Annotated in this window: 24 protein-coding genes; 9 read left to right on the forward strand and 15 right to left on the reverse strand. The window is 40.1% G+C overall.

The window, feature by feature from the left end; genetic code table 11:
* Positions 1-49 precede the first annotated feature (49 nt).
* The 8 genes from FLL46_RS24210 to FLL46_RS24245 all read right to left on the reverse strand — a co-directional run bounded on the left by FLL46_RS24210 (position 50) and on the right by FLL46_RS24245 (position 3,949).
* Complete coding sequence (locus FLL46_RS24210) at positions 50-514, reverse strand: hypothetical protein (RefSeq protein ID WP_142934577.1); 465 nt, start codon at positions 512-514, stop codon at positions 50-52.
* 93 nt (positions 515-607) lie between these two features.
* Positions 608-931, reverse strand: coding sequence for a hypothetical protein (locus FLL46_RS24215; RefSeq protein WP_142934579.1), 324 nt, complete (start codon positions 929-931; stop codon positions 608-610).
* A 475-nt stretch (positions 932-1,406) separates the two neighbouring features.
* Positions 1,407-1,769 carry a DUF2591 family protein gene (locus FLL46_RS24220; protein ID WP_168204308.1) on the reverse strand — a complete coding sequence of 121 codons (363 nt, stop codon included), beginning with the start codon at positions 1,767-1,769 and terminating at the stop codon, positions 1,407-1,409.
* Positions 1,770-1,771: 2 nt separating this feature from the next.
* The gene (locus tag FLL46_RS24225; RefSeq protein ID WP_142934583.1) at positions 1,772-2,026 is read right to left on the reverse strand and encodes a hypothetical protein; all 255 of its coding nucleotides are present in this window, start codon (positions 2,024-2,026) and stop codon (positions 1,772-1,774) included.
* Positions 2,027-2,029: 3 nt separating this feature from the next.
* A complete protein-coding gene (locus FLL46_RS24230; protein ID WP_142934585.1) occupies positions 2,030-2,233 on the reverse strand; it encodes a hypothetical protein in 204 nt (67 codons plus the stop codon).
* A gap of 3 nt (positions 2,234-2,236) precedes the next feature.
* Positions 2,237-2,677, reverse strand: coding sequence for a hypothetical protein (locus tag FLL46_RS24235; protein ID WP_142934587.1), 441 nt, complete (start codon positions 2,675-2,677; stop codon positions 2,237-2,239).
* A 12-nt stretch (positions 2,678-2,689) separates the two neighbouring features.
* Positions 2,690-3,478, reverse strand: a complete 789-nt coding sequence (locus tag FLL46_RS24240; RefSeq protein ID WP_142934589.1) for a phosphoadenosine phosphosulfate reductase family protein — start codon at positions 3,476-3,478, stop codon at positions 2,690-2,692.
* Between the two features lie 3 nt (positions 3,479-3,481).
* Complete coding sequence (locus FLL46_RS24245; protein WP_142934591.1) at positions 3,482-3,949, reverse strand: hypothetical protein; 468 nt, start codon at positions 3,947-3,949, stop codon at positions 3,482-3,484.
* Between the two features lie 530 nt (positions 3,950-4,479).
* Between FLL46_RS24245 and FLL46_RS24250 the strand changes: the two genes are divergently transcribed.
* Both FLL46_RS24250 and FLL46_RS24255 read left to right on the forward strand, forming a co-directional pair.
* The gene (locus tag FLL46_RS24250; RefSeq protein ID WP_142934593.1) at positions 4,480-5,013 is read left to right on the forward strand and encodes a hypothetical protein; all 534 of its coding nucleotides are present in this window, start codon (positions 4,480-4,482) and stop codon (positions 5,011-5,013) included.
* A 367-nt stretch (positions 5,014-5,380) separates the two neighbouring features.
* On the forward strand, positions 5,381-5,821 hold the full coding sequence (locus FLL46_RS24255; RefSeq protein ID WP_142934594.1) for a hypothetical protein: 441 nt from the start codon (positions 5,381-5,383) through the stop codon (positions 5,819-5,821).
* Between the two features lie 60 nt (positions 5,822-5,881).
* Here FLL46_RS24255 and FLL46_RS24260 read toward each other — a convergent pair whose 3' ends face one another.
* Positions 5,882-6,136 carry a hypothetical protein gene (locus FLL46_RS24260; RefSeq protein ID WP_142934596.1) on the reverse strand — a complete coding sequence of 85 codons (255 nt, stop codon included), beginning with the start codon at positions 6,134-6,136 and terminating at the stop codon, positions 5,882-5,884.
* Between the two features lie 190 nt (positions 6,137-6,326).
* On the opposite strand from FLL46_RS24260, the gene FLL46_RS24265 reads away from it, so the two are divergent.
* Together FLL46_RS24265 and FLL46_RS24270 are read left to right on the forward strand one after the other, a co-directional pair.
* A complete protein-coding gene (locus FLL46_RS24265) occupies positions 6,327-6,809 on the forward strand; it encodes an FKBP-type peptidyl-prolyl cis-trans isomerase (RefSeq protein ID WP_142934598.1) in 483 nt (160 codons plus the stop codon).
* A gap of 72 nt (positions 6,810-6,881) precedes the next feature.
* Entirely contained in the window at positions 6,882-7,547 is a 666-nt protein-coding gene (locus tag FLL46_RS24270) for an SDR family oxidoreductase (protein WP_142934599.1), read from the forward strand.
* 109 nt (positions 7,548-7,656) lie between these two features.
* On the opposite strand, the gene FLL46_RS24275 is transcribed toward FLL46_RS24270, so the two are convergent.
* The gene (locus tag FLL46_RS24275; protein ID WP_142934601.1) at positions 7,657-9,702 is read right to left on the reverse strand and encodes a putative bifunctional diguanylate cyclase/phosphodiesterase; all 2,046 of its coding nucleotides are present in this window, start codon (positions 9,700-9,702) and stop codon (positions 7,657-7,659) included.
* Positions 9,703-10,176: 474 nt separating this feature from the next.
* On the opposite strand from FLL46_RS24275, the gene FLL46_RS24280 reads away from it, so the two are divergent.
* Positions 10,177-11,160 carry a PLP-dependent cysteine synthase family protein gene (locus FLL46_RS24280; protein WP_142934603.1) on the forward strand — a complete coding sequence of 328 codons (984 nt, stop codon included), beginning with the start codon at positions 10,177-10,179 and terminating at the stop codon, positions 11,158-11,160.
* Between the two features lie 147 nt (positions 11,161-11,307).
* Positions 11,308-12,462 carry a cystathionine gamma-synthase gene (locus FLL46_RS24285; protein WP_246119395.1) on the forward strand — a complete coding sequence of 385 codons (1,155 nt, stop codon included), beginning with the start codon at positions 11,308-11,310 and terminating at the stop codon, positions 12,460-12,462.
* A 330-nt stretch (positions 12,463-12,792) separates the two neighbouring features.
* Here the strand turns inward: FLL46_RS24285 and FLL46_RS27750 are convergent, their stop codons facing one another.
* From FLL46_RS27750 to fliK, 4 genes are all read right to left on the reverse strand, one after another.
* Entirely contained in the window at positions 12,793-12,969 is a 177-nt protein-coding gene (locus FLL46_RS27750) for a DUF6316 family protein (protein WP_246119396.1), read from the reverse strand.
* Between the two features lie 91 nt (positions 12,970-13,060).
* Positions 13,061-15,682, reverse strand: coding sequence for a putative bifunctional diguanylate cyclase/phosphodiesterase (locus FLL46_RS24290; protein ID WP_142934607.1), 2,622 nt, complete (start codon positions 15,680-15,682; stop codon positions 13,061-13,063).
* A 94-nt stretch (positions 15,683-15,776) separates the two neighbouring features.
* A complete protein-coding gene (locus FLL46_RS24295) occupies positions 15,777-16,124 on the reverse strand; it encodes an EscU/YscU/HrcU family type III secretion system export apparatus switch protein (RefSeq protein WP_142934609.1) in 348 nt (115 codons plus the stop codon).
* A complete protein-coding gene (gene fliK / locus FLL46_RS24300; RefSeq protein ID WP_142934611.1) occupies positions 16,121-18,025 on the reverse strand; it encodes a flagellar hook-length control protein FliK in 1,905 nt (634 codons plus the stop codon). Before fliK ends, FLL46_RS24295 begins: the two co-directional genes overlap by 4 nt.
* 581 nt (positions 18,026-18,606) lie before the next feature.
* Between fliK and FLL46_RS24305 the strand changes: the two genes are divergently transcribed.
* Together FLL46_RS24305 and FLL46_RS24310 are read left to right on the forward strand one after the other, a co-directional pair.
* Entirely contained in the window at positions 18,607-18,990 is a 384-nt protein-coding gene (locus tag FLL46_RS24305; RefSeq protein ID WP_142934613.1) for an HvfA family oxazolone/thioamide-modified RiPP metallophore, read from the forward strand.
* 361 nt (positions 18,991-19,351) lie between these two features.
* Positions 19,352-20,092: an MlaA family lipoprotein gene (locus FLL46_RS24310; protein ID WP_142934615.1), complete on the forward strand. Its 741-nt coding sequence runs from the start codon at positions 19,352-19,354 to the stop codon at positions 20,090-20,092.
* 409 nt (positions 20,093-20,501) lie between these two features.
* Here the strand turns inward: FLL46_RS24310 and FLL46_RS24315 are convergent, their stop codons facing one another.
* Positions 20,502-20,807: a PilZ domain-containing protein gene (locus FLL46_RS24315; protein ID WP_142934617.1), complete on the reverse strand. Its 306-nt coding sequence runs from the start codon at positions 20,805-20,807 to the stop codon at positions 20,502-20,504.
* A 168-nt stretch (positions 20,808-20,975) separates the two neighbouring features.
* On the opposite strand from FLL46_RS24315, the gene FLL46_RS24320 reads away from it, so the two are divergent.
* The gene (locus FLL46_RS24320) at positions 20,976-22,181 is read left to right on the forward strand and encodes a response regulator (RefSeq protein WP_142934619.1); all 1,206 of its coding nucleotides are present in this window, start codon (positions 20,976-20,978) and stop codon (positions 22,179-22,181) included.
* Position 22,182 lies beyond the last annotated feature (1 nt).

A 22,182-nucleotide genomic window follows, 5' to 3' on the forward strand; every position in this document is an offset into this window, starting at 1 on the left:
TCGTCGTGAGGAACTGTGCGTCAAAAATAAGCACCTCAAAACTTTCTTGTTAAGTTTCTTGCCTCTGCACTTGTACTGACCCATGTACGATATTCTCAGACAAAGGGCCCACTCCTAGAAAGTATCCTGATAGATCGTTTTTTGTACCGCTTAATTGAAGAACTAAAGATCCGTGTTGAAGTGTAGCCTTGTCAATATTTTCATAGTGCAAACTCAAATATCTATCTTGAACAAACCCACCAACAACTTTAAGAGTGTATTCTTCGCCTTTGTACATTATTGTCCCGTAAACAACTTTGAGAAAAGTTTTTAATTCAAAGACTATCTCATTATTTCCTTTTACACCTTTTTGTTGACTTACTTTACCAGCCCAAGTCCCAGGTAGTACTGACACGTAATCGTGGTGTTTTCCTCGAATTAGCGCTTCTACCCAATACCGCGAAATGAATCCAATTATTCCAGTTGCAATGCCGATAATTAATGCTGCGATACTACTAAACAAAAAGTTTTCCAAAATCTTAACTCCCTTTAAAGTCGGTGTGATTATTATAAACGTTAAACCTCATTAATATTCATAGGAATTCTACAGCAGGATTGCAAATATAGTCTAGCTGCCAAATTTCTCAATTATTGGCCTTGCACCATTCCACGTGCCTTTCTGAATACCCAGAGCCTGATAGATTTCTAACACCGTCGATCGCTGCGTTCTGGCTTCCATTGCGTGTGTTTGGGCTTCTTGTTTTAAACGCTCAACCAGGTGTTTAAGTTCTTCTATTTGTTTGTCTTTTTGTTTAACTTCTTCCTGTTTCATTTCAACATAGTTTTCAAAGTTAACCTCTGTCATGGCCATGCAATTTTCAAGTTCCTCAATCCGCTCATTAGCCTCAACCAATAGTTCCTGATTCTTTTTCATCATCTTTGGGGATAGCATTGTTATTTATCCTTTTATATATTGATGCCGGTGGTTCGGGGAAACTCGCTCTCTACCAACGACTTTGAAATTGTTTTCCCGCACGAACTGCATTTATAATGGCCCGCTATTACTTTGTGAGGGGACGTCCTGTCTCCTTCGGTTATGCTCTTCCCAAAAATATAGATCTGGTGATATTTTTCCGTTATATGGCGCTCAAAAGATTCTTGGCTACCACAATGAGGGCAACAATCCATTATCACTCATCCCCCTGTACTGGGTTATCTCTTCGCCATTCATCAACGCTTTTGCCAAAATGAATCTCAGCGCATTCTTTGCAATAAATCTCCGAACAGTAGAGGCACCGATAAGAATTAAGAGGTGTTATGTAATGCCCACAACTGCAGCGAGTATTTTTGTTAGGGTTGCGCTTAATGTCCTTTGTTTGCTGATAAACAGTGTTTAGTTTTGATTGCCATTCTTCTGCCGAGACCATTCACTCATCCCCCTGCATTAACAGATAAACAATACAAATAGCGCGGTAAGGATCATCTTTGCTTATAGATTCAAACCGGACAAATGGTCCTGGCTTCCTTTGTGTGCTTCCTTTCGCTTTCCAATAATCGCTGATACCTTCGAAATAGGACCATGCGGAGCCTATTCTACTTCCAAGCGCTATTGGCATTATTTGAGCAGGGTTATTGCAGTAGTTAATCTCTGACTGGTCATTGACATCATGAATAGTGCATTCAGCATCTATATGGTGAAAAATGTCATAATCAACATTTTCATTGTCAGCGACTAGTCGATTAATTTCATAATCACTCATCGCCTCTAACTGTTCTTGTGTGTATGACATTACTAACCCTCCCATTCAGCGTAGGTTTGACCTCGATTAAACATACCTTCATCAAACTCAAGGTTATTGTCGTCGATAGCCGATTTTTGCATTGCTTCGTAACATTCAAGATGCTGATAAGCACTGTGAAAAACACCTTCCCACACGTAAGCTCTATACATACATTTTTCACCGGCAGGTATTTTTTCTGCACACCATTCGCAATTGTGAGGTTTTCGCGGGTTTACCTGGTGTTCTTTAAGTCCGACGCACGACATAATTTATTCCTCGTTACTAATTTCAACTGCCTTATTCCATAGTCGATTCCACAGATATTTATCGTCTTTCCCTTCCTCTGTGATGCAACGACCATCCTTTACCATTGATACAAAAAGGCGCTTTTCTCCGTCAATGTGATAATGGTTCATGCCACAGATGGACCACTCATCAAGTGGCTTCATTTGCCATTTAGGTTTGTATGACATTGGTTAAGCCTCTTTGTCGTGTGTAAGTGCAGCGAAACCTGATTGTTCAATTGATTGATACAAGGTCTTTCCGTCAGCTCCTTGGGCGTAAGGTAGAAATACTTCTGTCAGGTCTGCCATTTCCGCATCAACTATTGCCAATTGAGCTTCGACCCAGTCCTTAATTATTCGCCAGGCGACGCGCGCAGCTTGCTCTCTTGTTTTCTTTTTCCAAGGCACTTTAGCGTCGCGTTTTAACGCTTTGAGAACACCTTGGATATTTGCTGGCAGTCTAAAAAATACTTGCCCATGAGGCGTTGCGATTCGAAATGACATAGCGCTCATAACTGCGTCATCGTCATATTCGCAGAGAACCGCTTGAGCTTTTGCCTGAGCTAACTTCTTTTGAATTTCAGCCGCGGTTTTTTCAGTGCTAATTGATGTTGTGTAATTCAATATTGGCATTGGTTAATCTCCTTAAGCCGCCCAGTTGTCAATTTGAGTAGTTTTGATTAATTTGCCTTTCTCTATGATTTCAGCCATCGACAACCCCTGTTTGAATTTATGCCCAATTCTTGATTCAACAGATTTATATTCAAGGGCTAAATTTGGCCGCAATTGACTGGCGCGAATTAATGCTGATTCACTGGCAAGAACACAAAAGCAACAAGAAAGACGTGGCATACCTTCATCATAAGCCCAGTGGTATCGAACCCCTGATTTATGAATATTTTCCCAGACTTCGTCTTCACTCCAGTCTAGAATTGGGCAATACTCATAAACATGACGCTTCGTTTTATTGCTGGCCGATTCATCTTTTTTGAAAAATAGCTTCTTCGCTCTTGCTGGTGATTCCTGACGGCGGAATCCCATGCAATTCAATATTCTTAATGGACGTTCTCCAGTGAATGTTTCAGAGGTTATTTGCGTTAGTAATTTACGCCCTTGGCCTCTTTTATGATCACTGGTGCAGTATCGACGAGCTGAATCTGGGAACTTTCCGCGCTGTTCAATATGTGTCAATAAATCTCCTTGAGGGCGCGCTATTTTCTCGAATCTGAAACCGTAGCGATTGGCTTGTTCTTCTGCTAGTTCTGCGGTTCCAGGCCATTCCACGCGGCCTAAGTCTGCGTGAAACACGACAACTCTATCTTGAATGCCAAGTTCGATGGCTTGCTTTCCAACTACATCTAAAATGGTTTGGCTATCTTTCCCTGCTGAGCTGTTGATTACAATCCAATCGAAGTATTTGAGATTGATAGTCATTGGTTAAGCCTCTTCAGTTTTAAATTGATTCTTTTCATTCCCCCAAATCACAAGAGAATATCGGGTGCTGTTACCTGGTGTAATTTCGTGCGGTGTACCTTCGGGCAGGTGATAGCCGAGAGTAGGGGATTCAGACATTTCACGATTGTTAATTTTTAACCGGCTCTCTCCACAATCCATTCTGATGATAATTGTGTCGTTACCTGGGAATGCGTTATCAACGTGCTCGACTGCGTGTTGCTCTTGATTAAACTCGTGAATGCGAACGACATTGAGTTGATAACCTGGAAGCTCAGCGTTGAGCATTTTCAAAACAACAGAATCAGTATCAGGTTTTAATTCGAGCAGTTTAAAATTTGTACCGGATGGCTTTTCTAATATCCGCGTGGAATGAATATTTCGTTTGAAGTAAGCCAGTAATTTATTATTTAAATCTGCGGAAATTGAAATCGGTTTTATGAGTGCATTCATTTGCTTGACCAAGCCTCCCAATTAAAAAATACGATTAAAATCTTCCCCAAAAGGGGTTTGTAACCTATTGATTTTGTTAGAGTGGGTAAGGGTATTTTTACTGTTTTTGTAAGGTTGGGTTTTACACTTAACTCTTTGAAATAGAAGTAGAATGTCTTAAAACTTGAGATATACGGATATGGGACAGTAATATAGTGTGGGTTAAACTAACACTAGACTTCCAGAGCCAATCAAATTGGAATTATCGGCGATTTGGGTTTCCCAAAGATAGTCCTGTTTCTAAGGTTGCTCCTACCCATTAAGTTAGCGAAATAATTCGAACGATAATATGCAGCTAACTATAGTGAGAAAAATGAATTAAACAGAACTCTTACATTGAGCCTTTTTGTTTCTGTCACAAAATTTCCCCTTTATAACTAATGCGAAACCATTAGTGTTGTTTCTGATAATAAGAGCTGTCTGAAATAGCTAGGCTGAAATCGGCGTTCTAACTGGATGCGGTTTTATTATGGAAAATAGTTAGCTATAGTATGAAAATTAGACCTGTACAGGAAAAGGACTTGAGTCGCGATCCTTATAAAGCACCAGATACCCATCAAGAGTTATTAGTTAAAGCAAAAAGAAACCTCATCACACGATTAATATGTTGTGTATTGTGGTTTTTTTTCCTTGGATATGTGATTTCTACTGCAACTAACTTTGTCGTTGTATTAGAAACTGCACAGGAACCACATATTCAGAAAAGTGTAGATGCTTTAGATGAGCATTTCGAGTTAACACATGACCAAAAAGCCTCCTTGGCGGCTGGAATGGCAATTAACCAGTTTAAGGATTCCTACGGCTATATAATTTGGGGAGGAAATGTACTGTTAAGTTTTATTTTATTCTACTTCGGGGTTTTGCCAGGCACATCTAAATTCAAATATATCAAGTGTGATGATGTTGATGAGCTTTGGGTCGAACCGCCCACAAAAGTCAATATTGAAAAAACTGATGATGTTAACGAAAATATACGTCGATATAAAGAAGCGCAAAGAAAAGCCGTGTTGAACTCGAAACAATGAAAATAAAACTAAAATACTTCATCTTATTAAGCGTCAATTAGGCGCTTTTTTTATGCCTGAAAACTTTTAAGTAACTCCACATTAAAACTATTAACGTAGCGCAATATGTTCGCAGTTGTCGGTGTGTTTTTTGGCTTGGAAAATTGTCCGAACATAAATTCCAATATCGATAATGATTTAGTTTTTTGCACGAATTAGAATTTATAGAAACAGAATTTCAGTAGTTTTTTTAAAATAGAGCTGGTTAAAGTTCTCTGCTAACTAATTATAAACTAAAGACTATTTCTCGAGGAGATAATTTAATTTAAACTTTTTTTAAAATGAATTATCTAAATAATTGTCGTTTAGACAAGCTAGTGAGGTAGTTATGAAAATTCCAGATTCTGCAATCGGACTTCTCGCAGCAATACTAATTGCTCTTTTTTATGCCGGATTTACTTACCCGACAGTTGTAATAGAAGCGACCGGTAGCGTTATCTCGTACACAACCAAAACCAAAGGAAGTGGTTTTAAAAATGCTGAAATTACAGGTAAGCGATTTAATGATTGGAAGTACGTGATGCTCTTTATTTCTTTTAATCAATTGAGGGATGAAATTGATTTGCTTAATTCAAAATTTGAAGACTTTTATTTAAATGAAATTGACGGAACAAATCCATCGGATGCTGACACAGAGATTCTCAGAAAATACCAGGACAACCTGATATCGAAATCACAAAACCTGATTTACACCTGGATCGGAATAGTTCTATTTATGGCTTTGTTAATATTCATTTATATTCAAAAAAATAAAAAACAAAGTAAGTAAAATTTAACTTATTTGAATCGTAATTTTTCCGACGATTAAGCCGCGAGAACAACCCTGTTTTTAACCTTTGCAATTTTTAGCCCGGTGCAGTCGCTTGTTGGCATATTTCGTTAAGACAATTGAGCCAACAACGCCACCAATACCGACTGCTATCACACCTGGTACAAAAATCCAAAAAACGGCCACAAATATAACACTCGAATCGACCAATAGGCTTACCAATATAAAGATGACATAAATACACACGTATGCTGACAGGGTACCTAACACAAATCCTAAAATCACACTTCCAAGGGTTATGAAGAAGTTACGCATGATTTTTCTCTGGCTTATTAATTTAGAAGAATTATATGAATTTACCGGATTGAAGTATCTGTCGTTAGTCAGTGTCTAATATGTTAAGACTAAAGGTATCAGGCAGTTTTAACCCAATTTTTAATATCGATAATCTCTCAGGCTAGCTATAATGTGCCCAATATCAATTCAATCCTAGAAATGGCAGTTTATGAAAATAGAAAATGATAAGGTTGTTCAGTTTAACTATAAGCTATCGGACGCTAACGATAAGGTACTTGAAGAGTCTGGAGAAAAAGTACCAATGGCTTATTTGCATGGCCATAAGAATCTATTACCGGCGCTAGAGCGAGAAATGGAAGGTAAACAAGCTGGTGACCAATTTAGCGCGATACTAGAGCCCAGTGAGGCTTATGGTGAAATTCGACCCGATCAGGAACAGCGCATCCCAGTTAAGCACTTACAAGGCGCCAAAAAGTGGAAAAAAGGAATGGTTGGTGTCGTACAGACTGAAAAGGGCAGACGCCAGGTGACTGTAGTTAAAGTTGGGAAATTTATGGTAACCGTAGATTTTAACCATCCATTTGCCGGTAAAACGCTAAAGTTTGATGTTGAAATTGTTGACGTCAGAGACGCGACTAATGAAGAGATCGCTCACGGCCATGCCCATGGCGTCGGTGGACATCATCATTAGCTGAGCAATCCTGCTCAAGGTTATATTGAGTCAGCTATAACTTGAAGCAAAAATATTAGAATAGGAGTTACTATGTCTAACAATGTCTTAATCACCGGTGCAAATCGCGGGGTTGGTTTAGCACTTTGCCAGGAATATCTTTCGAGAGGCGATAATGTTTTTGCGGTATGTCGTCACGTTTCAGATGAAATTAAAGCCCTGCCAGTAACTATCATTTCAGGTGTTGATGTGGCTTCTGCTTCTGATATGGAGAAGCTTAAGCAAGGTATCGCATCAGCTGAAATTGATATACTGATCAACAACGCTGGTATTTTAAGAAGCATGACATTTGATCGTCTCGATTTTGATCAAATTGATGAGCAGTTTCAGGTTAATGCGGTAGCACCGCTACGAGTTGTTCAAACTCTCGCTGATAATTTAAAGAATGGCAGTAAAGTCGCAATGATCACCAGTAGAATGGGCTCAATTGACGATAATACTTCTGGCGGCTCTTATGGCTATAGAATGTCAAAGGCTGCTCTGAATGCAGCGGGAAAATCTCTGGCGGTTGACTTTAAATCGAAAGGCGTATCGGTGGCACTTTTGCATCCAGGCTATGTGAATACTGAGATGGTTAATTATAGCGGCCAGATCGAACCTGACTTAGCAGCGGAGCGATTGGCGCAGAGGATCGATGATTTAAACCTGGAAAATACTGGCTCTTTCTGGCACTCCAATGGAGAAGTGTTGCCCTGGTAAAAAGGAAATAGGTAGCGATTAAAAAACACTGAGTTTTTTGACCAGGGAAGGTTTCGAAACTGAACGATTACTCTTCGTTTTATCTATTCAGAAATCAGATGTAAGAACGTTATTTGCAGATTACCAATATTTCCTCTGGCGAAACCGGTTTCGAAAGCAGAAATCCTTGTACCAGATCACATTGATGTTTAGTTAAAAAATCTAACTGGTATTGATCCTCAACACATTCTGTCACCAGTTCCAACCCTAAACTGTGAGCAAGAATGATGGTCGAACGGACGATCCCCTGACTAGCTTTGCTTTCTTTCAGATTTTTAATAAACATGCCGTCAAGTTTTAGCGTATCGGCAGGGAAATTTTGAATATACTGTAAGGAAGAATACCCGGTACCAAAATCGTCAATTGCAATGCGAGCGCCAATTTTCTTAATGGCTGTAAGATTTTCAATGGTTCTTTGAGTATGCTCGACGAAAACCGCTTCGGTAATTTCTATTTCAAGTTGTCGGGCGACAATCTGATTCAGTAATATTTCTTTTTTCAAATGCTCAAGTAATGTATCGCTGATTAAATGACCGGCGGATACATTGATGGCGACGGTAATATCGTTCATTCCCTGTTCTCGCCAGAGCCTGAGTTGTTTACACACTTGCGAGATTACCCAGAGATCGATTTGATTGATAATACCGGTTTCTTCAGCGATAGGGATGAAAACCGCGGGAGATATTTCGCCAACATCGCTATTGTTCCAGCGGATTAGCGCTTCAACATTTTTATATTGATTGTCCTTTAAGCGCATTTGGGGTTGGTATACCAGGTGAAACTCGTTGTTCTCGATAGCGTTTCTCAGGTTACTCTCAATCGCTAATCTTTCGAGTGAGGTCTGATTCATGTCGTCGGAATAGAAACTATAGTTACCGGGGCCTTTCTCTTTTGCATGGTACATGCTGATATCAGCATTTTTTAGCAGTATTTTGTCATCAGAACCATCGTTAGGGTAAATGCTAATTCCGATACTGGTAGAGACATGTAAAATGTGTTCCTGCAGTCGAAACGGCGTTTTAAAACTATCGATAATTCTTCTTGCTGTAATGGCTGCGTCTCGCGGAGAATTGAGGTTTTCGAGTAAAAATACGAATTCATCTCCACCTAATCTGGCCACGGTATCGCCTTCGCGGGCCATTTTTGATAGTCGCTTTGCCACTTCTTTAAGAAGCTGATCACCGTTTTGATGACCTAGGTTATCGTTAATGACTTTAAATCGATCCAGATCCAGAAAGAGCAGGGCGAGAATAGATTGGGTACGAGAGGATTTTGAGATTGCTTGATGTAATCTGTCGACCAATAAATATCGATTCGGTAGTCCGGTTAACGAGTCAAAGTGAGCTTTTTGGTAAAGTTGTTCGGTACGCACTTCAACCAGTCTTTGTAGTTGCTTTCCATGCATGGTGAGTTCGTTTTCTCTTTCCTGAACGGCATCTAACATCTTGTTAAATCCCTTTATCAGCCGACCTATTTCATCGTCGCTTCGCGGATTTAGTCGCTTTTCGAAATTTTTGGATTTATAGACATTGTTAACGTGACGAACCATCCGCCTTATGGGGAGTGTCAGTAGATTCTGAAAATACCCTGCGAGGATAATTGAAACGATTATTGAAGCAACAAATAACCCGGCAATAAAGAAAATAAAGAGGTTTTCCTGTGACAGGAGTTGCTGCAGGTTGTGGTTAACATAAACGTAGCCAACTAACTGTTCGTCATCAAAAATAGGCTCGGCGATAAAAAGCTCGGTTTCTGTTCTCTCCAGGCGTTGACTAATATCCATTTCAGGCAACGGCATACCTTGTTGGTCGGTGTAATAACCGAGCAAACTACCATTGGCGAGCAGCAAAGCTGCCACATGAACCGACTGTGAACTACCCAATTGTTTGACGACTTGATTAGCAGCTGCATCGTCTATTGATTTGACCGCTGCTTTAGCTTTTTCACCAGTGATATGTGCGTGTTGAACTGCTTTATCGATGGTGTTTTGTTCAAGTGTTTTATTGACTGTCAGATACAAAAATAAGACAAACGCAATAGTCATGACAATAACAATGATTGTCATCATTAACGTCAGTTGAGCTCGAAATGATAAAGGTGGTCGCTTTCGTTTCACTATTGTTTCTTATTTTATGTCCTGATTTGTTATTTCGCACCCTGGGTGTCTAACACTATCCAATATCATATGCCTAACGTCATATGCCAAGGCCAGCGGTCGGTATTTTGGGGTAATAATTAGCCATAGTGCTTCGTTTGTTAACTATTACTGACAACACCGCAAATTTGTGCCGGTCAGATATACCGATTATAGATTTAAGAATAGCTGATTTTACTTATCTGACAACAGATTATTCGAGTTTTGCCAACAAAATCTGCATCTTGTGGTGATTTTAAGGCATTGATTAATTGGCTTAAATTAGTATTGAGTGCGATCTGAAACCAATAGTGTTTTTGGAATCAATTTACTCTGAGAGACAAACCCGAAAAGGATTGATATCAACAGCTAATCTGGACTAGGGGTATATAACCAAATGTGATAAAGTACCCCGGTCGAAAAATAGCGTGGCTTTAGCCGTTGTATGGAGTATCAATGAAACCGTTCGAAACGAACCAAATACACAGTAATATTCTGAAAATGATTGGCAATACGCCGATGGTCGAGCTTACTCATCTCGACACGGGTTGTTGTCGTTTATTTGTGAAGTTGGAGCTTAATAACCCAACAGGCTCAATTAAAGATCGTATCGCACTCAAAATGATTGAGGTGGCGGAAGCCAATGGCGAATTAAAACCGGGTGACACCATAATTGAGGCAACTGCCGGTAATACGGGGCTTGGCCTGGCATTGGTTGCCGGTCAAAAAGGTTATCCACTTATTATCGTACTGCCCGATAAAATGAGTATGGAAAAAGAATATAATTTGCGCGCGATGGGGGCGGAAGTTATACGCACCCGTTCAGATGTTAACAAGGGTCATCCTGAGCATTATCAAGATTTGGCGGCAAGGTTAGCCAAAGAAAAAGGTGCATTTTTTGTTAATCAATTTGCTAATCCTGCCAATGTACAAGCCCATTTTGAAACCACAGGCCCTGAAATATGGGAGCAAACAGAAGGCACGGTTGATGCCTTTGTGTGTGGCGTCGGTTCAAGTGGAACTTTGTCAGGCGTGGGCAGCTATCTTAAATCGAAAAAGCCGGACGTCCAGATGGTTCTGGCAGATCCAGAAGGCTCTATTCTTGCCCCATTGCATAACACCGGGCATGCGCCTGAGCCCGGTCGTTGGTTAGTGGAAGGAATAGGTGAAGATTTTATTCCTAGTATTTGTGATATGGACTTGATTGATGTGGCTTACCCCATATCAGATAAAGATGCCATGCTAACTGCGCGAGAATTGTTGCTTAAAGAAGGTATTATGGCAGGATCGTCCACCGGAACCTTGTTGAAAGCAGCGCTGAATTATTGTTTGCAACAAACCGAACCAAAAAACGTCGTATCCTTGGTATGTGATACGGGCAATCGATATTTATCCAAGTTGTATAATGACAACTGGATGAAAGAAAAAGGGTTTCTCTAGCCAGTCACTCAATGAATTTGTATGGTTTGTTAGGCAGAATTGCTTTATGAAATTGTAACTTTCAGGTTATTGATGAGTTTTGAATAAAGAATCTGTGTTGAGTTTTTAATAAAGAATCAGTTTTGAGAAAACATTATGAATGATGAAATGAAGTTAAAATTTGATAGTTTGGTGATCCATGGTGGGCAGAGTCCTGATCCGACAACGGGTGCAGTCATGCCGCCAATATACCAGACTTCTACCTATGTTCAGTCCGCGCCGGGTGAACATCAGGGGTTTGAATATTCTCGTTCACAAAACCCCACTCGCTTTGCCTACGAAAGGTGTGTCGCAAGTTTAGAAGGCGGCACTCGCGGATATGCTTTTGCTTCTGGGATGGCGGCGACTTCGACTATTCTCGAATTAGTTAATACTGGCGATCATGTTATTGCTATGGATGATTTATACGGCGGCACTTTTCGACTGTTCGATAAAGTCCGTAAACGGTCCGCCGGAGTACACTTCGACTTTGTTGACTTAACTGATATTGAAAAGTTGGAAGCAGCGATTAAACCGGAAACCAAGATGATTTGGGTGGAAACGCCGACAAACCCAATGTTGAAATTAGTTGATTTGCAGGCGATTGCAGAAATAGCGAAGTCGAAAGGGATTATTACCGTTGCAGACAATACTTTCGCAACGCCTTACAATCAAAAGCCACTCGATTTTGGTATCGATATAGTTATGCATTCTGCGACCAAGTATATTAATGGACACTCCGATATGGTCGGTGGTGTGGCAGTGGTGGGAGATAACGCTGATTTGGCTGAACAGCTGGCATTTTTACAAAACTCTTGTGGCGCGATTGCTGGACCATTCGATAGTTATCTGGCGCTTCGAGGATTAAAAACGCTCGCAATTCGGATGAGTCGACATAATGACAGCGGTATTCGAATTGCTCAATGGTTGACGGCACATCCAAAGGTTGACGCGGTTTATTTTCCAGGCTTACCTGAGCATCCTCAATTTGATCTTGCTAATCGACAAATGAAGGGCTACGGGGGAATGATTTCTATCCTGGTGAAAGGCGGGCCAAAAGCGGCCAGTCAGTTTATGCAAAACCTTAAAATTTTTGCGTTAGCTGAAAGTTTGGGCGGGGTTGAGAGCCTGGTTAATCACCCAGCAATAATGACTCATGCGTCCGTGCCCAAAGATGTTCGTAAAAAGCTTGGTATCGAGGACAATCTTGTTCGTTTATCGGTAGGAATTGAAGATGTTGAAGATCTGATTGAAGATATTCGACAGGCACTTGAAAAGCTTTGATTAAGGCTCCCCGGTTAACGCAACGTTAGCCGGCGTCTTGTTACTAAATAATAGTTGTGGTTGTCAAAGTGCCGACTAAATGTATTGCTGTAACTAACTAGTCGAGAATATTCGAGATTAATTAACTTAAGTAAACCTGTCAAATAAGCCGGTGGTTTTGTTATTTGTATTGGTGAATCAGTTATCGAGTAAGTTATTTTTGAGCGGTAGTTGTGGTTTTTATTCCACTGTTTTTTTATTTTGCGAGTGATAACTTGCTACTTGCGTGTTTTGCTCAGTAGCGGGTTATTCGTTATTTGGCTTTGTGTTAATGACGTCTCTTAAATGATATCAACTAACACGTTTTAACTTATTCATACTGCGTAAGTAAAACGAAATTTCATGTTCGGCGGAGCGCCTGCTTGGAAACGGGCCCATATCCAGCCCTTCTCTTGTAGCAAAGTACCAGCCACTGGATTTATGAAAAATACGATCACTCTTTGGAGGGTCTTGTTTTAATGTAGCCATCTTTCTGATCCTTTATCTTTTAGTCCATTATACATCTGGTCCAATGATAGAATTGTACCGAGACTAAACGTTGTTGACTAGCGGACATTTGCTAGCTGGTTTGTGAGACATTGTCCATTGTTTCACTTTTTAACGGTAACCAAAGCTCTGGTTTGTGAATATGGTACCCTTGAGCGTAGTCTATTCCGATGTTTGTCAATTGGTTAAGAATCGTCTCGTTTTCTACGAACTCGGCGACGGTTTTAATGCCCATCTGGTTCGATATTTTATGAATGGCCTCGATAAATGCGTAGTCATTTGGGTTCGATTCAATGTCTTTAACAAAAATTCCGTCGATTTTTAGATAATCGATCGGTAGTTTTTTCAAATAATCAAACGAGGCGAGACCTGTTCCAAAGTCATCCAGGGAAAAGGAACATCCTTTAGATTTCATTGCGTGCATAAAATCAAGTGCATTATCCAGATAGGAGATTGCTGAAGTTTCGGTCACTTCAAAATTAATTCTATCGGGGGATATTCCATATTCACTAAACAGTCTATTCACAAATGAAATAATCTTTTTATCACTTAATGTTTTACTGGAAATATTAATATTGTAATGGGCTTGATCGTCTGAGTTAAGTTCTGCTAAGTGGGCAAATGTATTTCGAATAACCCATTGGTCGATTTTTGCCATTGAACCATATTTTTCTGCTGCCGGAATAAAGTGAACAGGGGCGACAGTTTTACCTGTGTTATCCACCATTCTAATGAGTATCTCATATTTTTGCGGACCGTTTTTTGAAGAGTTTGTCGGTGTTATTTTTTGACGATAAAGTATGAACCTTCCGGTGTTAATGGCCTTTTTTAAATCGACGAATTGAGTAATTTCTTCGGCATGCTTTTTAACTTCAGGATCATCGGTTTGATAGTACTGGGTTATATTGGTACCTTTCGTTTTGGCGAGTCGGCAAGCATGGTCGGCAGCAGATAATATCTCGTTAATATCTGAAAAATTCTCATCGATGATAACGACTCCTAAGCAAATGCTCGCCGTTAGCGTTTCGTTTTTCCAGATGAATTTGAAGTCTCGTATTAGTTTTTTAATAGTGTCACAGACCGCTTTAATTTCTTCGGTATTCGTTTTTTGTAAAATAATAGCGAACTCGTCGGCGCTTAAACGTCCAAGGTTATGATGAGGATCGACTGATTGGCGTAGCAAAATAGCTATGCGTTTTAAGAACTCATCTCCTGCTTCAAATCCGTGAGATGAATTTAAAAGCTGAAATTTATCCAGGTCAATTAAAATGATGGCCGATTGCTCTGCAGTATGATTTGATTTAGTGCTGAGAAGTAATTGGCTGAGTATTTTTTCTAATTGTCTGCGGTTGATTAAACCGGTTAAACTATCACGACTTTCGTGAAATACTAAACGCTTTGACAACTCAATTGCAGTTGAAAGATCTTCTAGTGTAATGGTGTAACCATCGAGTTGGTTTTGCTGATCATAAATTGACGATATTCTGACAGCAACCTGGATGTCACTTCCTGATTCAAGCCTTAGTGTCAAATTGGCATATTCGGTTATTCTATTATTTTTAAATGCATCAAGTATTTGCGGAAATTGAAGTGACTCATCGTTTGAGAGATTAAATAATTGACAGGCATCAGAGAAAACGGAACCGATGATTTCACTTTTATTTTTGTTAATCAGAGTTGCAGCTCTACTATTGGCAAAGGTAATTTTACCGTGACAATCAATCGAGAAAACTGCTTCATTAACTGAGTTGATGATTGTTTCTGCTTGTTTCCGAGAATGACTTAGCTGAATTTCAGCCTGGTATTTTGATTCGAGGTTTCGTTTTATCAGGTTTAACGCAAGATAAAGTAAAATAGTGACGACACTCCAGGTGGTAAATGATTGCATGAGTGCCGTTTTCAATAACCCTGACTTGGTTTCCGGGTCGAGTCTAATTGCAATATTCCATCGTGTATCCGGGATTTTTTGCGCGTGTTCAAACTCGGCCAATGCATTTGGACTCAAGTGGCGTGACTGAGTGAGTTCACTTTCAGGCTCAGTAGAGACTTCAATGAAGCCTTGTTTATCGTCGCGTAATAAAAATAATTGCTGGTAGGGTAGTTGGTATTTATTCAGTAGCTCGGTAATAAATCCGATATTGAAAGCGACAAACAGGTAACCGTCACTTGGCTGCTTCTCGTTTCTCGGCTGAATGAGGTCATAATGAACCGAGGTTTTACTTCGGTGTAGAAAAAGTCTTTGTTGTCTGCCTGAGTTGACTGTTTCCATCACTTCTTCCTGGCAGTCGTCTAAAAAGTTTCCTGTTATGTGCTGTAGCAAGTTTTTGCCAGTGGGAGAGATTAAAGTGAATAGACGACTGCTTGGAAAGTCCTTTCTTATTTCTGCTAGCAAAGTTAAATAGGTTTTTTCATCGATGTTATTGTTATCATTATAAGCATTGTCAAAATTCACTTTATTGTTACTATGAATTAGTGCCATTTTGAGCCGTTGAGTATTGAGTTTCTGTGAAAGTTCTTTGAGTATGGATTGGCTCACCGAGGCCATCATGTCTTGTTGATAATCATACTGAACTCGGCTAATAAATACCGCCTGCAATAGCAATAAAATGGCAAAGCAAAATACCGCTAGCGCAAATAATCGGCGAAGTGCTTTTATCTGGTTTTCTTTTTGTGACAGCAAAAAATCGGTAGGCATAGTGGTAAGTATAGATACAAATACCACTTTAAGTAGTAGTGTATGTTAATTATTTGTCCATAATCGTTAATAAGTATTAGCAGCTATAAAGTAATTATTCCAGCTCTTTGTTTTCGGTTAATCGACTGTCAATGCTTATCGATTGATCAGGTTTATGTTCGGGGTGTTTGCCTTGAAGGAAGTAGGCGAAAGCAATTATTTTTGCCACAGCTAAGTAGAGTTCTCTGGGAATTTCTTCACCGAGTTCGAGTCGGCCGAGAACGTCAATTAGCAGCGGATCATTGTGGATGTGAATGTCGTGCTCTTTGGCTGAGTCGATAATTTGCCGGGCAAGTTCGCCGGTTCCTTTAGCCACCAGTTTAGGGGCGTTTTCACCATCATATTTAAGCGCTGCTGCCTTTTGCGACCCCAGCTTTTGATTGCTTGAGTTGCCGGCGTTCATACTCGGATATCCACGGAATGCTCATCATTGTTAAGCAGGTTATCAGGGACTATACCTTGTTGCCCGGAAATTTCATCGATATCGAGTCCAGAAAGAAATAGCGTGTTTTTTAGTCGATGTAAGTTATCTTCTAAAAGTTTAGCGGTGGTTTCTTCTTGCGCAAAAAAGTGAGTGGTAATCCGCTGGTTTTTCAGGGTCACTCGAGCAAACATTGGGCCGAGCGGCTCTAGGTCAAACTTGATTGTAACCGCCCAGCTTTTACTTGATTTTGATTGAGCTTCGTTTTGTTTCAAGTCAAACAATAATTCAAAGGAATCAATTTGACCATCACGTAAAATTGGCAGGTCAAAGAGAAACTGTTGAAGCGGCATTAATTCGCTTCTCAAGCTGAGTAGTTGGTTGGTTTCAATGCGGTTAATAACGGCGCTGGCAGCTTTTATCAATTCGTTAATATGTTTTCGTTGTATATCGAGCAGAACTGTTTCTTGCTCTTTAGTTAATCGCTGGTTTTTTCCGATTAATAGTGATTTTTGAGAGTCTATCAATTTTCGCAATAGCGGAGAACTAACGTTTGATTGTTCCGCCTTTGCGGAAGACGAAACGCCACTATTGCCTTCCGCTACAGAAGCGCTCACAGGTGTTTGTGCATTTTGAGTGGTAGATGTTTGCGGTTGCGAATTTGGGCTAAGCTGGGAAATCAATTGACTGATGAGGTTTTGAATTCTGATTGGTTGTGAACTCGTCCCCGTTAAACTCTTTAAAAGCGTTTGTAGTGATTGCTTAAGTTGGAGTGTTAAAAGTTTTAGATCCTCCCCGACCTTTACTGCCGTTCCATTTTGACTATTAGACTGATGGAGTTGGGACTCAAAAAAATTACCACTTGATGTTAACCGTTGGCTAATTGCTGTTGGCTGGTTGCTTTGATTAAAACCAATCACCTGGCTAATTTTTTCAGCTGTTCGAAATAGTATTTCTAGCTGCTTAACCGTTGTTTTGTTAATAGCCGAGCCAACGATTGGTTGGCGCTCAGAATTTTCAGTCTTTAGATTTTTAGACGAGGGGACAGGTAAGTTGAGCGTTTTAGTGAGTAACTCGCTTAATGCCGCTTTATCAAGATTGATTGGCGGGTTACCAGGTTTGCCCGCCACTTGGTTTTCGTTCTGATTCGCAAGTAATTGATGGATGCCTGTTGTTAATTTTGACAGGTTGTGAGCCAGTTGGTTTGATTCAACAGGTTTACTTTTTAATAACAATGATATCGCCTGCTTAATTGTTAAATTATCGCTTTGAGTTAATATTTTATTGGAGTCTATTTGGCTATTCGGGGAAACGGATTTTGACTGAGTGAGCGAGGCACTTCTAGCTGTCAAAGTTTTGTTGAGCGCGGCTTTGTCAACGCTGGGGGAATTGGTTGATTTAACCAAAGGTGCATTTTCCGACAAGCTCTTTTCTGATGAAGGATTTGCTGCAAGCGTCGTTTTTAAAGATTCTGCTAATTTCGGATTGCCCGCCAATTTTAGTTGTTTGGTGAGTTGAATGGTTTGAGCGTCAATTAATTTCGCATTTTGAAAGACTAGTCGAGCTATTGGTGATTGTTTCGCCCGATTATCTGGTGTAGTCGAGATATCAATTATTACCAGGTTGTTTTGCGTTGCTATTTTGACGCTTGCGTTATTCTGGGTGATATTCGCGAAATCCTTGATAGCGCTAGTTGGCAGCTGTAATTGACGTAAAATGGACGACGGCGTTAAATCTAGCTTAACAGGCGAGTTTGAATTGATAGCCAGACGTTGAATTAGCAGCGGATTATTGGCTAGTTTTTCGATCAGCTGGATGATTTTAGGGTCCAGAGGCAAGTTTCGAAGCTGTGAGATTTCGTTTTCAAGGCTAGAAATTTGCAATGTAAAGGCCCGAGGTTGGAAGTCATAATGATGATATTAAAATTATAGCTGTAAAAAGACTTTTTTGCGCTCCAAAATATATAAATTCTTTAAAAATCAGTTGGTTGGTCGTTTTTTTGAGTACGCTATTTTTGCGATGAAAAGCTCATAAAAGCCTTGATATTAAGAATTTTTGGTGAAAACTTGATATTTTTGTGATTGTGTCTACCTTGATTGATGGTGCTTAAGACAAGGATTTTTCAGTATATTTACTGAGTTTAGCCTTCTAGATAGCAAATCTTTTGCTAGCTGCGTTGTAACGAGTGACATTTGTGACGAATTGCACGTTTTTCTGTTGCAAAATTCCCTAGTCTGATGCATCTTAAGTTATGGGTATTTCCGACATACTCATAATTTAATAATAATATTCTAATAATTGTAGTGGCGGTTCTCGTCTAATTATTTACATAACAATGAATTACCTGGACGGTGGGAGATATATTCAATATCGGCAGGTGTAACATTTAGAGAAAGCCCGACTCTTTGAGATACCCAAATGAAATCGGGTTTGTTTATTTAATAATATTAGGAGCAAAACTCTCATGAAAAAACTATCTAAAATTGCGGCACTAGTCGGTTCAATTTTGTTAGCGACGATGTATTTCGGCACAGCGTCAGCTGAAGCTAATCCTTTTGCAAAAGCTGATCAGGTTCAAACTGTAGCCGGAGACGGAAAAGACGCCAAATGCGGTGAAGGCAAATGCGGCGGAGACAAGAAAAAGAAAGGTGAAGGCAAGTGCGGCGAAGGCAAGTGCGGCGGCGACAAAGCTAAGAAGAAAGGCGAAGGCAAGTGCGGCGAAGGTAAATGCGGCGGCGACAAAAAGAAAAAGAAAGGCAAAGAAAAATGTGGTGAAGGTAAATGCGGAGACAAAAAGAAAAAGAAAGGCGAAGGTAAATGCGGCGAAGGTAAATGCGGCGGTAAATAATTAATTACCCACCAAATTTATTGAGTGCTAAATCCATAGTTTGAGTTTCAAGCTATGGATTTTTTTATGTCACCTATCTCTCGATATTTGCTTTTCTGAATTTAGGAAAAGGTTCTTTAGTTCATGATAAGTTCTCAATTTTAGTGCAAAATATAATGCGCAAATTTTAATCAATTCGATAATCTTTTTTACTGTAATATTTAATTGAAGTTGATCATAAAAATATCACCTTTATTGACTAGTTGAAGTGTCAATTTTCAAATACAATGCAAAGTTTCGTGTTCGATGAAACTGTCGGGGCGTTTTTGTGTCGAATATGAAAATTAATGCAGTTGCTAAAAATCTCAGGACTACAAACACAATGAACAAAAGAATTACTACGATTGGACGAATAGCAGTACTAGTTACTTTTGCTGCGTTAGGCGGATGCGCCACTACCACAGAACCTAATAAGGATGACCCTTGGGAGGGATGGAACCGAGGAGTTTATAAATTTAATAAGGCACTTGATACTGCAATAGCAAAACCAGTTACCAAGGGTTATAAAGCGATAACACCCGATGTTGTAGAAAAAGGTGTTTCAAATATTTTCTCAAACCTGGCTGACGTGCCAACAATGATTAATAATTTGCTTCAGGGTAAGGTTACAGACTCTGCTTCTGACCTGGGTCGCTTCGTCTTAAATACGACGGTTGGGCTCGCTGGCATATGGGATCCGGCGTCAAAATTAGGGTTGGAAAAACATGATGAAGATTTCGGGCAGACCCTTGGCGCATGGGGAGTGGGCAGCGGGCCTTATGTAATGTTACCTTTAGTCGGGCCTTCAACATTAAGAGATACTGCCGCATTGATTGTCGACGCTCAAATGGACTTAATCAACGAGATTGATCACAAGCGGACTCGCTATGAGGTTAAAGTACTGCAGATGATTGATGGTCGCGCCAGGTTAATGGCGTTAGAAGATCAATTGGAAGATGCAACCGATGAGTACGCGTTCATTCGGGATGTCTATTTACAAAATCGACGCTACAAAGTGTTGGATGGAGACATACCATTCGAAGAAGAGTGCGAAGAGGAAGATGAGGAAGATTGCGAATTTTAAATTTCGCGTTTTTCCTGATTGTATGCGTTTTTCTTGATATGTCTTTGTTGATGGTATATCCGTCTTGATGTAATCCAGTATCGGTCCGGTACGGAATTTAATCTGTAATTTATCCCGGGCCTCCTTATATTTATGCACTCATCTGTGAAAAATAATCATGAAATTTTGCTGTTAAACTCCACGAGCAAGAAACCAGGTCCCCGAGATTAATTTAAGAGTGCTTCTGTTTTGAAATTTTGACATTCAGACACAGGCTCCAGGATGGAAGCAGATCGTATTTAGCTTCATTAGATAGGGTTATTTCAGTAGGATAAATTCGGCGGGGGAGAGTGCGTTTAAATCGGTAAAGAAGTTAAATCATATAGCAGTCCAGGAACTGCTATATTCGTTGTTTAGAAATACATCGCTACTAGCGAACGCGGCTAATCCTGCCGGCTACTTCGTATCGACCATTTCCAATACTTTTCGTTCTAACCACCTCAAACTCAGCGCTGAGTGGAGATAGCTTGCTTTGTTCAGAGCGAATGTCCACATTAAGTTTTTGATTTTCTTTGAAATCTTGGTTTGTTGTAAACATCACACCATCACCGCTCAGATTTTTGCTATCACCCTCAAAAGTTTGACCTGTTTCAGGATCGGTGATACTAACCGTCGCATCTACAAACATGCGAATAAAGTTTCGTTTTTCTTCATAGTCTAGGTTGACTGAAGACATGAAGGTCCTCCAGCAGGTTATCGATTATTATTGGCTTGCAGTTCATACTAGAAAAATAAGCTCTTCGCGTCAATCAAAAAGACACAACAATTCACTTGTGATTATTTATGGTTATGCTATAAAACGGTATTTCCCGCACAATTATTAATAATAGGGTTTATTATAACCATGGATTTTAGCTTGCAAGGGCGATATGCAGCGCTGGACCAAAGCAAGATTTTAGTGATTGACGATGAAGACCTTGTTCGGGAAAGTATTGCAATTTACCTTGAAGACAGTGGTTACAGGGTATTTCAAGCAATGGATGGAGCACAGGGAGTTGAGCTTTTTTGTGAGTACTATCCAGATCTTGTACTTTGTGATTTGCGCATGCCAAAAATGGATGGCCTTGAGGTGCTTAAGGTCATCAGTGAAATGTCTCCTGAAACACCTATTATTATCGTATCCGGTGCAGGACAAATTCATGATGTCGTTGAGGCCTTAAGACTCGGAGCGCTTGATTACCTGGTGAAACCGGTTACTGATATGGCTGTGCTCGAAAATGCAGTCATCAATGCGTTACGTCGCCACCAATTAGAAGAACAGAATAAAACCTACCGAAAAGAACTAGAGCTTGCCAATCTGGAGCTTGAGCGAAACCTCGAATTATTACAGCAAGATCAGGAAGCGGGGCGCAGAGCGCAGCTACAACTCTTGCCCGAGCCAGATGCAAATTTGGGCGGCTTTAAGTTCCAGCATATCATAATCCCATCGCTTAATTTGAGTGGCGACTTCATCGATTACTTTCAAATTTCGGAGCGATACCTGGGCTTTTATATTGCTGATGTTTCAGGTCATGGTGCGGCGGCGGCTTTCGTTACCATGACATTGAAAAGTTTGATTAATCAGCCGTTACGCCATTATCGGACGGGAAATAGTGACTCTATCATTAATCCCGCCGATTTTATGGGCTATCTTAACCGCGAATTAATCAGCGCCAACCTCGGCAAACATATCACCATCTTTTATGGTGTAATCGATTGCTCTTTGATGACATTAACCTATTCAGTGGCCGGTCAATATCCTGCGCCTGCGCTGGTCAATGGCGGAGAGGTCAGATTGCTCAAAGAAGGTGGGTTTCCAATCGGTCTGTTTGATTGGGCTAATTTTCAAAACTATGAAATTGAAATCTCCTCAGACTTTCAGCTGCTGATGGTTTCAGATGGTTGGTTAGAATTGATTTCGGGGCAAAGCGGACCCACCGGGGAATCTTTTTTATTAGATTATGTCAAAGATAATCAGATAAGTATCCCTTCTTTTATGCGTCCGGTTAAGCAATATCCAAGTGATAATATGCCAGATGATATAACAGTTTTTATTGTGACTAAGGAATGAT

Source organism: Aliikangiella coralliicola (genome assembly GCF_007004725.1).
GTDB lineage: Bacteria > Pseudomonadota > Gammaproteobacteria > Enterobacterales > Kangiellaceae > Aliikangiella > Aliikangiella coralliicola.

Coding starts and splice junctions, on each gene's coding strand:
- FLL46_RS24225 (WP_142934583.1), bottom strand. CDS start 2,026: ATGTCGTGCGTCGGACTTAAAGAACACCAGGTAAACCCGCGAAAACCT.
- FLL46_RS24270 (WP_142934599.1), top strand. CDS start 6,882: ATGTCTAACAATGTCTTAATCACCGGTGCAAATCGCGGGGTTGGTTTA.
- FLL46_RS24320 (WP_142934619.1), top strand. CDS start 20,976: ATGGATTTTAGCTTGCAAGGGCGATATGCAGCGCTGGACCAAAGCAAG.
- FLL46_RS24255 (WP_142934594.1), top strand. CDS start 5,381: ATGAAAATTCCAGATTCTGCAATCGGACTTCTCGCAGCAATACTAATT.
- FLL46_RS24310 (WP_142934615.1), top strand. CDS start 19,352: ATGAACAAAAGAATTACTACGATTGGACGAATAGCAGTACTAGTTACT.
- FLL46_RS24305 (WP_142934613.1), top strand. CDS start 18,607: ATGAAAAAACTATCTAAAATTGCGGCACTAGTCGGTTCAATTTTGTTA.
- FLL46_RS24250 (WP_142934593.1), top strand. CDS start 4,480: ATGAAAATTAGACCTGTACAGGAAAAGGACTTGAGTCGCGATCCTTAT.
- FLL46_RS24230 (WP_142934585.1), bottom strand. CDS start 2,233: ATGTCATACAAACCTAAATGGCAAATGAAGCCACTTGATGAGTGGTCC.
- FLL46_RS24240 (WP_142934589.1), bottom strand. CDS start 3,478: ATGACTATCAATCTCAAATACTTCGATTGGATTGTAATCAACAGCTCA.
- FLL46_RS27750 (WP_246119396.1), bottom strand. CDS start 12,969: ATGGCTACATTAAAACAAGACCCTCCAAAGAGTGATCGTATTTTTCAT.
- FLL46_RS24245 (WP_142934591.1), bottom strand. CDS start 3,949: ATGAATGCACTCATAAAACCGATTTCAATTTCCGCAGATTTAAATAAT.
- FLL46_RS24215 (WP_142934579.1), bottom strand. CDS start 931: ATGCTATCCCCAAAGATGATGAAAAAGAATCAGGAACTATTGGTTGAG.
- FLL46_RS24290 (WP_142934607.1), bottom strand. CDS start 15,682: ATGCCTACCGATTTTTTGCTGTCACAAAAAGAAAACCAGATAAAAGCA.
- FLL46_RS24235 (WP_142934587.1), bottom strand. CDS start 2,677: ATGCCAATATTGAATTACACAACATCAATTAGCACTGAAAAAACCGCG.
- FLL46_RS24220 (WP_168204308.1), bottom strand. CDS start 1,769: ATGTCATACACACAAGAACAGTTAGAGGCGATGAGTGATTATGAAATT.
- FLL46_RS24315 (WP_142934617.1), bottom strand. CDS start 20,807: ATGTCTTCAGTCAACCTAGACTATGAAGAAAAACGAAACTTTATTCGC.
- FLL46_RS24260 (WP_142934596.1), bottom strand. CDS start 6,136: ATGCGTAACTTCTTCATAACCCTTGGAAGTGTGATTTTAGGATTTGTG.
- FLL46_RS24280 (WP_142934603.1), top strand. CDS start 10,177: ATGAAACCGTTCGAAACGAACCAAATACACAGTAATATTCTGAAAATG.
- FLL46_RS24285 (WP_246119395.1), top strand. CDS start 11,308: ATGAAGTTAAAATTTGATAGTTTGGTGATCCATGGTGGGCAGAGTCCT.
- FLL46_RS24295 (WP_142934609.1), bottom strand. CDS start 16,124: ATGAACGCCGGCAACTCAAGCAATCAAAAGCTGGGGTCGCAAAAGGCA.
- FLL46_RS24265 (WP_142934598.1), top strand. CDS start 6,327: ATGAAAATAGAAAATGATAAGGTTGTTCAGTTTAACTATAAGCTATCG.